The sequence below is a fragment of the Allosphingosinicella sp. genome, assembly GCF_036402135.1.
In the GTDB taxonomy this organism is placed as follows: domain Bacteria; phylum Pseudomonadota; class Alphaproteobacteria; order Sphingomonadales; family Sphingomonadaceae; genus Allosphingosinicella.
On sequence record NZ_DASWTN010000015.1, the window covers coordinates 76,120 to 82,326 of the forward strand.

A 6,207-nucleotide genomic window follows, 5' to 3' on the forward strand; every position below is an offset into this window, starting at 1 on the left:
TGCTTTGTTGACTTTTTCGGCCTCTTCCTGCATTTGCCCGCTCGTCAGCGCTGCCTTTTAGGCGGCGCGTTTCTATTTCAGAAGGTCCAAAGCCCATGAAGGCGCTGTTGAAGACCACCAAGCCGGCCAAGCCCGCCGAGGTGGAAAAGAAGTGGCATCTGATCGACGCCGACGGTCTCGTCGTCGGCCGTCTCGCCACCATCGTCGCGAACATCCTGCGCGGCAAGCACAAGCCGAGCTTCACGCCGCATGTTGATTGCGGCGATCATGTCGTCATCATCAATGCCGACAAGGTCCGCTTCACCGGCAAGAAGCTCAGCGACAAGATCTACTACAAGCACACCGGCTATGCCGGCGGCATCAAGGAAGTGACCGCGGGCAAGGTGCTCGAGGGCCGTTTCCCGGAGCGCGTGCTTGAAAAGGCGATCGAGCGCATGATTCCGCGCGGCCCTCTTGGTCGCGATCAGATGCGCGCCCTTCACCTCTATGCCGGCACCGAGCATCCGCACGGCGGCCAGAACCCTGAAATTCTCGATGTCGCGGGCATGAACCGCAAGAACAAGGTGGGTGCCTAATGTCCGATACCCGTCAGTCGCTTTCCGATCTCGGCGCCGTCGTCGAAGGTCAGCAGCCTGCCGCTCCGCCCGCGGCCGATCGCGGTGACGCGCCGCGCCGCGGCCGCCGTGACGAAACTCCCGACGATAACGGTGCCTCCACGCAGGGCCCGCAGATGGAAGCCGTTCTCCGCGAGCAGCAGCTTGATGCGCAGGGCCGCGCTTATGCAACCGGCCGCCGCAAGGACGCCGTCGCCCGCGTGTGGCTGAAGCCCGGCACCGGCAAGATCACGGTCAACGGCCGCGATCAGGAAGTCTATTTCGCCCGTCCGACGCTTCGCCTCGTCATCAACCAGGTGTTCGACGTCGCCGACCGCAAGGATCAGTATGACGTCGTCGCCACGGTGAAGGGCGGCGGCCTTTCCGGCCAGGCGGGCGCCGTCCGCCACGGCATCAGCCAAGCGCTCGCCCGTTACGAGCCGGCGCTGCGTTCGGCCGTGAAGAAGGAAGGCTTCCTCACCCGCGACCCGCGCGTCGTCGAGCGCAAGAAGTACGGCAAGGCGAAAGCCCGTCGCAGCTTCCAGTTTTCGAAGCGTTAAGCGCCAAACAAAGTTTGCTACGCGAAGGGGCGGTCCGGAACTTCCGGGCCGCCCTTTTTCGTTGTGCTCGCGATCCTATCTTGGGGTGAACCGCAAAACCGGAGGAGCGAGAGCAATGGCGAAGAAGGGTTATGTCGACAACATCGATAAGGCGACGGTCGCGAACGACCTGTTCCGCCGCGTCCTATATACCGGCAACTACCTCCAACTCGTCCTGATGACGCTGCAGCCGGGCGAGGAGATTGGCGAGGAGACGCATGACGACCGCGACCAGTTCTTCCGGATCGAGGAAGGCACGGGCGAAATCCACATCAACGGCGTCAAGAACCGCGTCGAGGACGACTTCGCCGTGATCGTGCCGGCGGGTGCCCTGCACAATGTCGTGAACACCGGCGACAAGCCGCTCCGCCTTTACACCATCTACGGCCCGCCCGAACATGTCGAGGGCACGGTCCACAAGACGAAGCAGGAAGCCGACGCCGCCCACGAGCATTTCGACGGCCGCACGACGGAGTAAGCGCGGCTAGCTCTGGCGCAGATCCTTCAGGAATTCGCGGATCCGCCTGGCGTTGACGCCGACGTCGCTGCCGCCGACGCGGCTGATCGAGCGCATGTCGACGATGGCGCCCTTCCCTTCGGGGTCTTTCCGGGCGCGGATCACCACGTCGTCCTTGAAGCGGAAGAAGCGCGTCGTGTCCGTCGCCTCCAACCGCCCGCGCGCCGGATCGACATAAGCGATGTCCCAGCCGCGCTTGTCGGCAAGCGCCTGCGCCTTGGCGATCGTCTCCGGCACCGTCCAGGAAACGCGGATCGGCTGCACGTCGGCATAGGCCTCGCGGTGAAGCGCCTTCCACCTATCCTCTGGGCTGAGCCGCGCCAGTTCCGGCTCATCCTGGCCCGGCACATTCTCGAGATTATCCTCGCGGACATGGAGCGCCCGGAACTCCGGCACCTCCTCCAGATCGGTGGTGACGTCGTGGATCGCCGGCACCGTCCGCGCCGTATAGATTTGCCGCCCGAGGAAGATCACGAAGACCAATGCAATGGCAGCAGCAAAGACGTTCCGAGTCCGAAGCCCCGGCACCTTCGCCCGTTGGCTGAGGACGAGAGCCACTATCGCAAGCACCCCGCCCGCGATCGCCGCAAAGAAGGCATAGCGAAGGACGGTGAAGCCCACCCGGAAATGCCAGGCCCCGTTCCCGCTCCCCAGCGCCGCGATTAAAGCCGCGACGACCCCGCCGACGCTGAGGATCAGCGCAATCCAGGTCAGCCGCCGCGCCCAGCGCCCCTGTTTCACCGCGTCCGCCATCCCGCTCTCCCTCTTATCTGAAGCGCTCCACCCAGGCGGCGAAGGCCGTCAGGAAGCGCCCAAGAAACTGCCGCGTCGTCTCGTCGGTCAGCCGCCCCTCGGCATCGAATTTCTCATGCGCCTTGAAGACGAGCAGTTCCGGCTGCGGCATGCAATAGCTGTTGGTGAATTCAAAGGCCTGGCGAAGCTGGCTCTGCCCGCGCGCCGTGCCGGTGATGCCGGGCGATGCGCCCATGATCGCCACCGGCTTGCCGCCGAGCGCCGAACCCTGCGGCGGCCGCGACAGCCAGTCGACCGCATTCTTCATCACCCCCGGCACGCCGTGATTATATTCGGGTGTCGCCATCAGCACGCCGTCCGCCGCGCGGATCGCCTGCTTCAGCCGCGCCACCCCTTCCGGATCACCCGCCGCCTCGACGTCGCCATTGTAAAGCGGCACCCCCGCAAGATCGACGATCGCGATCTCCATCCCCTCCGGCGCAAGCTCCCGCGCCGCCCGCAAAAGCGCCCGGTTCAGCGAACCAGCTCGAAGGCTCCCAGCGATGCCGACTATCTTCATGCTGCCCCTTCGCTCTTCCCTCGCTTACTTCAGCTTTATCACGGTCATGTCGACCAAGGCACCTGCGCCTTTCACAATCAGCACCATATCACCCCGGTGGACCAGTAGCGACTGCCCCTCTACGTCCAGCATTGCCATGCTGACGGTGGCGCTCCTCACCTTCGGCGTCATGACCCACTTCCCTTCGTCGCGAGTGGCCGAGACTAGCTGGGCTCCTACGATCACCGGGGCCAAAGCGATCGCCGAGACCCTCTCGCCTTCGTCGAGAAGGCGTTCAATGGCCGCAACTTCGCGCGGCGTGGCACGGATGAGTTGCCCTGCGCCGAAAGGTAGTACCGTCACCGTGGTGGGCAGGGCGCCAAAGAAAGCATCGGCTCCATGCCGCAGCCGCACTACTGAAGCTTCTATGTAGAGGTCGTCGGCTTTCTCTCTTGGGGTGGGGTTTTGATACTTCGCTCCCTCCGCCTGCGGGGCTCCTGCCGCCGCTGCGCGACTCGCGGGAGCGGCCGGTGAGCCAACGGCCTCGAACGCCCGTCGGGCAATCCTCTCCTCTTCGCCGCGGCGCGCGCGGAAGTAGACTAGATCCCGGCTTCCCTTCCACGCCGCGGCCGCGCCCGCCGCCAGCAGCGCAGCGACAGCTCTATCCTGCGAAACGGTACCCGCACTGATCTTCCACACCACTCCGCGTGCGGCTGCTGCCGCTCGCTTCGCGCCGCTGAAGGTATCGAGGCCTGTCGAGTGATATACGGGTTTCCAGCTGCCATCCGCCGCCAGTACCGCTCCTGCAAGAAGAACGGCCGCGCCCGCCGTCACTAGTTTGCGACCCAAGTATGTCCCCCCTTTGGTGCGGTATTCTCATGAGCCGCGATAAGCGGCAAGCGGCGATGTTGACCGCAGGCGCTGACACGTGGCAATCGGAACCCGCGCGGGTGTAGCTCAATGGTAGAGCAGAAGCTTCCCAAGCTTACGACGAGGGTTCGATTCCCTTCACCCGCTCCAACGCGCCAGTAGTAACCGCATAGCGGCGGCCCCTCCCCGGCCATGCCGTAGGGTCATCTTCTTCTTCCTTCCTGGTGGGCGACCGATACGGGAACAAAACGGCCTATATTCGCGATTCAAATCAACTGGATCGCGTCGGCGGCGGGCTTTTTGGGAGAGGAGCCATGCTGCACGAACCCTTGGGTTCCCGCGACAGTCAAAGGGCTAGAGCCGCGCCCGTCGTCTACGTCATAGACGACGAGCCGCACCTCCGCGAATCTTCCTGTTTCCTGCTGCGTTCGCTCGACCTCGCCTGCATACAGTTTCCGGACGGGCGCGCATTCCTGGACGCCCTTCACGGGCTCCAGCCCGGCTGCATCCTGCTCGACGCGCGGATGCGCTCCGTTGGCGGCCTTGAAGTGCAGGACGAGCTTGGCCGCCGCGGCGTCGACTGGCCGATCGTGTTCATGAGCGGCTATCACGATATCCCGACAGTCGCCGAGGCGATGAAGAACGGCGCGGTTGAGTTCCTCGAAAAGCCGTTTGCGGAGGAAGAATTGCTCGCCGCCCTCCATCGCGGCTTCGTAAAGCTCAGGAAGAAGGGGCTGAACTAGATCGCCTCCCGCACGACCTCGCGGCCGTCCGCTTCGAGCCGCCCGGCAAGGTCCTCGCAGCAGGCGTCCAGCGCGCCCTCGTCCGTGCTGCGGATCACGAAGTTCGCGCCCACCCGCCCTTCCCGGAAGAACGGGTAGCTGCCGATCTGGCAGCCCTCATGCGCCTTCTCCGTCTCGCGAAGCACGTCCGCTACCTCGCTTTCCGCCGTCCAGCAGCCGACCGTCCGCGACAGGAGCGGCTTGCCGCCCTCAAGCGTCCCCGACAGCGCCTCCAGCATCAAAGTCGTGATGTGCGGCACGCCGGCAAGGATGAAGATGTTGCCGATGCGGATGCCGGGCGCACCCGACATGCGGTTCTCGATCAGTTCCGCGCCTTCCGGCACACGCGCCATGCGGAGCCGCGCCTCGCTGATGCCGCCGCGGCTTTCGTAATAAGCTTCGAGGATCGCCCGTGCCTTCGGATGCACCGTCACCGGTACCCCGAGCGCTTCGGCAATGGCGTCCACCGTAACGTCGTCGTGGGTGGGGCCGATGCCGCCGGTGGTGAACAGATAATCGTACCGCTCCCGGAGCGCGTTCACCGCCTCGCCGATCCGCTCCATCAGGTCCGGCACCACCCGCACCTCGGCAAGCCTGATGCCTTGAAGGTTCAGCCAGGTGGCGATCTGGGCGATGTTTCTGTCCTGCGTCCGGCCCGACAATATCTCGTCGCCGATGATGCAAAGCCCCGCCGTCCAGATCCGCTCGTCCGCCATGCGCCTGCCTTAGTCCCGGTGAGAGGGGTCGCCAAGTAAGGCCCGAACGCCTATATCCGCCCGATGGTTACCACGCTCGAAAAAGACAGCGCAGTCATTGGCTATGCCGGCCCCATCAAGCTGCACGGGCCGGAAGGCTTCGAAGGCATGCGCGCCGCCGGCCGCCTCGCCGCCGAAATCCTCGACGCGCTCGTCCCGCATGTGGTGCCGGGCGTCTCGACACAGGAAATCGACGACCTCGTCTTCAAGATGATGCGCGATGCCGGGGCCTATCCCGCGACGCTCGGCTATCGCGGCTATACGAAGAGCTGCTGCACCTCGATCAACCATGTCGTCTGCCACGGCATCCCGTCGGCGGACCGCATCCTCAAGGACGGCGACATCGTCAATATCGACGTGACTCCGATCCTTGACGGCTGGCACGGCGACACGAGCCGCATGTACCTCGTCGGCAACGTACCCATCAAAGCAAAGAAGCTGGTCCAGGTCACATACGAATGCCTGATGCTCGGCCTGGAGCAGGCGCGGCCCGGCAACCGTCTCGGCGACATCAGCCACGCGATCCAGAGCCATGCCGAGCGGCAGCGTTACAGCGTCGTCCGCGACTTTTGCGGCCACGGCCTCGGCCGCGAATTCCACTCGGCGCCGGAAGTCGTGCACGCCGGCCGCCCCGGCACGGGCCCCGAGCTTCGCCCCGGCATGTTCTTTACGGTCGAACCGATGATCAACGTCGGCAAGCCCGCCTGCAAGGTGCTCGACGACGGCTGGACAGCCGTCACCCGCGACCGCAGCCTTTCCGCACAGTTCGAACATTCGATCGGCATCACTGAAAACGGCTG

The 6,207-nt window shown here is 64.8% G+C and carries 9 protein-coding genes and 1 tRNA gene; 6 read left to right on the top strand and 4 right to left on the bottom strand.

The features are described 5' to 3' along the window. Positions 1–95: 95 nt before the first annotated feature. The 3 genes from rplM (at position 96) to VGD10_RS04715 (ending at position 1,670) form a co-directional block, all read left to right on the top strand. On the top strand, positions 96–575 hold the full coding sequence (gene rplM / locus VGD10_RS04705; protein WP_331039646.1) for a 50S ribosomal protein L13: 480 nt from the start codon (positions 96–98) through the stop codon (positions 573–575). After that, on the top strand, positions 575–1,153 hold the full coding sequence (gene rpsI, locus VGD10_RS04710) for a 30S ribosomal protein S9 (protein WP_331039647.1): 579 nt from the start codon (positions 575–577) through the stop codon (positions 1,151–1,153). Before rplM ends, rpsI begins: the two co-directional genes overlap by 1 nt. A gap of 115 nt (positions 1,154–1,268) precedes the next feature. After that, positions 1,269–1,670 carry a cupin domain-containing protein gene (locus VGD10_RS04715; protein ID WP_331039648.1) on the top strand — a complete coding sequence of 134 codons (402 nt, stop codon included), beginning with the start codon at positions 1,269–1,271 and terminating at the stop codon, positions 1,668–1,670. A gap of 6 nt (positions 1,671–1,676) precedes the next feature. On the opposite strand, the gene VGD10_RS04720 is transcribed toward VGD10_RS04715, so the two are convergent. The 3 genes from VGD10_RS04720 to VGD10_RS04730 are packed head-to-tail and all read right to left on the bottom strand — an operon-like array spanning position 1,677 to position 3,849. Further along, positions 1,677–2,462, bottom strand: a complete 786-nt coding sequence (locus VGD10_RS04720) for a DUF1499 domain-containing protein (protein WP_331039649.1) — start codon at positions 2,460–2,462, stop codon at positions 1,677–1,679. Positions 2,463–2,475: 13 nt separating this feature from the next. After that, positions 2,476–3,021, bottom strand: coding sequence for an NADPH-dependent FMN reductase (locus tag VGD10_RS04725; RefSeq protein ID WP_331039650.1), 546 nt, complete (start codon positions 3,019–3,021; stop codon positions 2,476–2,478). A 24-nt stretch (positions 3,022–3,045) separates the two neighbouring features. Continuing rightward, on the bottom strand, positions 3,046–3,849 hold the full coding sequence (locus tag VGD10_RS04730; RefSeq protein ID WP_331039651.1) for a hypothetical protein: 804 nt from the start codon (positions 3,847–3,849) through the stop codon (positions 3,046–3,048). 97 nt (positions 3,850–3,946) lie between these two features. Here VGD10_RS04730 and VGD10_RS04735 point away from each other — a divergent pair. Then, positions 3,947–4,020: transfer RNA gene (locus VGD10_RS04735), tRNA-Gly, on the top strand. 164 nt (positions 4,021–4,184) lie between these two features. Beyond that, positions 4,185–4,613, top strand: coding sequence for a response regulator transcription factor (locus tag VGD10_RS04740; RefSeq protein ID WP_331039652.1), 429 nt, complete (start codon positions 4,185–4,187; stop codon positions 4,611–4,613). Here the strand turns inward: VGD10_RS04740 and VGD10_RS04745 are convergent. Next, entirely contained in the window at positions 4,610–5,368 is a 759-nt protein-coding gene (locus VGD10_RS04745; RefSeq protein WP_331039653.1) for a competence/damage-inducible protein A, read from the bottom strand. The two genes, VGD10_RS04740 and VGD10_RS04745, sit on opposite strands and share 4 nt — an antisense overlap. Positions 5,369–5,431: 63 nt before the next feature. Here VGD10_RS04745 and map point away from each other — a divergent pair. Next, positions 5,432–6,207 (top strand): type I methionyl aminopeptidase (gene map / locus VGD10_RS04750; RefSeq protein ID WP_331039654.1); only part of this gene is annotated, 776 nt, incomplete at its 3' end.